Genomic DNA, 3311 nt, shown 5'->3' on the forward strand with positions numbered 1-3311 from the left:
CGTCACCGGCCATGACCGACCTGCAGGATGACGGTCTGGTGTTCCGCATCGTGCCGTCCGACAACTACCAGGGCGAAATCCTGGCGAAGATGGTGCTCGAAGAAGGCATCGACAAGGTCGCGGTCACCTATGTGAACAACGACTATGGCGTCGGCATCGGTCAGACTTTCATGAATGCCTACAAGAAGGCCGGCGGCGAAATCGTGGCACAGGCCCGGCACGAAGAAAAGAAGGATTCCTACCGCTCCGAACTGGCAAGCCTGGCCAAGGGTGACGCGCAGGCTCTTGTCGTGATTGCCTATGCCGGCGATTCCGGCGGCAAGATCGTCAGGCAGTCGATCGAGGGTGGCCTCTTCAACAATTTCATCGGAACGGATGGGCTGCGCGACGAACTCCTGATCGAGAATGTCGGCGCGGACGCCCTGAAGACGTCGTTCTTTTCGTCTCCGACCTCGCCTGCCGAAAACCCGGCGCAGAAAACGCTGCATGACGCCTTCAACGCCGAATATGGCGAAGGCGCCGACAAGGCATTTGTGGATCAGACCTATGATGCCACCTTCCTGACCCTTCTCGCGATCGAGAAAGCCGGATCGACGGACCGCTCAAAGATGGCGGCGGCGCTGCGCGAGGTCGCGACGGCTCCGGGCGAGAAAGTCAGTCCCGGCGAATGGGCCAAGGCCGTCGCCCTGATCAAGGAAGGCAAGGACATTGACTACGACGGCGCCAGCGGCACGGCCGAGTTCGACGAAAACGGCGATGTCGGCGGCTATATCGGCAAATTCGTGGTCGATGGAGACGGCTACAGGCAGGTTGCCATCGTCGAATAAGCCGAACTGATCATAACGTGATCCAACTTGATAAGATCTGCGTCGATTTTGGCGGTTTGCGGGCCGTGGACCATGCAAGCTTCAGGATCGACGCAGGCCTCATTACCGGTCTGATCGGCCCCAACGGGGCCGGCAAGACAACCGTGTTCAACGTCATCGCCGGGGCCATAAGACCGAGCGCTGGCAAAGTTCTGCTCAACGGGCGCGACATCACAAGGCTGAAACCCTATCAGCGGGCCGAGGCCGGCATGGCGCGCACGTTTCAGATCCCGCACGAGTTTTCCAGCCTCTCGGTCCTTGAGAACCTGATGGCTTCGGCATCCGCGCCGCAGGGCGAGAATGTCCTCAACGTGGTTTTCCGGCGCGGACGATATTCAAGCGAGGAACACGAGATCTATGAAACCGCGCGCGAAACCGTTCGTCTTCTCGAACTGGACCATGTGATCGACGAAAAGGCCGGCAACCTGTCCGGCGGGCAGAAAAAGCTCGTCGAACTCGGCCGTGCCCTGATGCGCAAGCCGAAGATCATCCTGCTCGATGAGATCGGCGCCGGGATCAACAGGGCGCTCCTTGCCAAGCTCGCCGACAAGATATCGTTGCTGAACAAGGAACCCGGGCTGACATTCTGCCTGATCGAACACGACCTCGATTACGTCTCCAGACTGTGCGACCACGTGCTGGTGATGGCGCAGGGATCGCTGTTGACGCAAGGGCCGGTCGATATGGTGAGGCGCGACGAGCGGGTTATCGAGGCCTATTTCGGCGGCGGGAAATATGAGGCCCACGCATGACCCAACAGCTTTCGGTTCGCGGACTGACGGCCGGCTATGGTGGCCTGCCGGTGATCGAAGATATCTCGCTGAGCGTCGAACCCGGTGAAATCGCCGTCGTTCTCGGTCCGAACGGAGCCGGCAAGTCCACGCTGCTGAAGAGTATTTTTGCGCTCACCGCCATTTCGGCCGGGTCCATTGTGCTCGGCGAACGGGAACTGACGGGCTGCAGGACATCCGTGCTCGTGCCGCTCGGCGTCTCGGCGGTGCCGCAGAGCAAAAACGTGTTTCCGTCCATGACCGTCGATGAGAACCTCGATGTGGGCACCTACGCGGCCCCGCCGGCGGACAAGGACGCCACGCGGGACAAGGTGCTTTCCCTCTTTCCCGATCTCAAAGGCAAGCTCAATCAGCCGGCCGGTGAACTCTCCGGCGGGCAGAGGCAGATGGTGGCGATGGGCCGGGCGCTGATGAGCGAGCCGAAGCTGGTCCTGCTGGACGAGCCGACGGCCGGGCTTTCTCCCGCCTATCTTGAACGTATCTTCGACCTGCTGCTCGACATCCGCCAGACCGGGATCACGATCCTGATGGTGGAACAGAACGCCCGCCAGGCTCTGCAGATCGCCGACCATGGCCATATTCTGGTCAACGGGCGCAACCATTCCAGCGGCACGGGAAAGGAATTGCTGGCCGACGAGGATGTGCGCCGGCTGTTTCTCGGGGGAACGGCCGCATGAGCGAGTTTGTCAATTTCTATCTGTTCCCGGCGCTCACCATCGGCAGTATCTATGCGCTCGGCGCCGTCGGTATCTCGATGATCTTCGGCATCTTGCGCTTCGCGCATTTTGCCCATGGCGATCTCATGACCGTCGGCACCTACGGCATTCTGGCGGCCCTCGCCCTTTTCCCGGTGAATCCGCTGCTGCTCATTCCCTTCGGCATGGCGCTGACAATTTTTGCCGCCCTTTTTGTCGACAGGTTCTTCTATCGGCCGCTGCGCGACCTGCCGACGATCTATACCGTCATCGCCTCCTTCGGCATCGCTTTGGTCTTCCGTTCGCTTGTGCAACTCATCTGGGGATCGGAGAACCAGGTCTTCTCGACCGGTGTCCGCCCGCCGCTGGTGCTGTTCGACACGTTCAGGGTGTCCGTTCTGCATGTGCAGGCGATTGTGTCGACCGCCGTCATTGCGGTCCTGCTGCAATTCTTTTTGACGGCGACCAGAACCGGCCGCTCCATGCGCGCCGTTGCCGACGATCCGGAACTGGCGGAAGTCTCGGGCCTCGACACTGCCAGGGTCGTGCGCTGGACCTGGATTATCGGCGCTGCCCTTGCCGCAATTGCCGGGGCTTTTGCGGCCCTCAACACCAGCGCGCATCCGAACCTTGGCTGGAACCTCCTGCTGCCCATGTTCGCGGCCGCCATTCTGGGCGGCATCGGCAAGCCGATGGGCGCCATGGCGGGCGGCTTCATCATCGGCATGGCCGAGGAACTCTCCTCCTATCACTGGATCGGAGACAGCGCGCTGATCTCGCCGTCCTACAAGACCGCGGTCGCCTTCGTCATCATGATCGGGCTGCTGATCTTCAGGCCGCAGGGCCTGTTCAAGGGAAGGCTGCTGTAATGGAGCTTACGGGCCTTTTCTTCTATCTCGTCAGCCTCCTGATCTTCGGCGGCATCTACGCGCTGCTCTGCCTCGCCCTCAACATACAAT

4 protein-coding genes are annotated in these 3311 nt (G+C 61.0%); all 4 read left to right on the forward strand.

Going from position 1 to position 3311, the window contains the following annotated elements; all coding sequences use genetic code 11:
* Window positions 1-827, forward strand: an 827-nt coding sequence (locus AC5E6N_RS23825; protein WP_491750141.1) for an ABC transporter substrate-binding protein, incomplete at its 5' end; no start/stop codon positions are given.
* Between the two features lie 17 nt (window positions 828-844).
* Window positions 845-1618 carry an ABC transporter ATP-binding protein gene (locus AC5E6N_RS23830; RefSeq protein ID WP_491750142.1) on the forward strand — a complete coding sequence of 258 codons (774 nt, stop codon included), beginning with the start codon at window positions 845-847 and terminating at the stop codon, window positions 1616-1618.
* The gene (locus tag AC5E6N_RS23835) at window positions 1615-2334 is read left to right on the forward strand and encodes an ABC transporter ATP-binding protein (protein ID WP_491750143.1); all 720 of its coding nucleotides are present in this window, start codon (window positions 1615-1617) and stop codon (window positions 2332-2334) included. Before AC5E6N_RS23830 ends, AC5E6N_RS23835 begins: the two co-directional genes overlap by 4 nt.
* Complete coding sequence (locus tag AC5E6N_RS23840; protein WP_491750144.1) at window positions 2331-3221, forward strand: branched-chain amino acid ABC transporter permease; 891 nt, start codon at window positions 2331-2333, stop codon at window positions 3219-3221. The genes AC5E6N_RS23835 and AC5E6N_RS23840 overlap by 4 nt, the downstream gene beginning before the upstream one ends.
* Window positions 3222-3311 lie beyond the last annotated feature (90 nt).

Source organism: Hoeflea sp., from assembly GCF_984452065.1.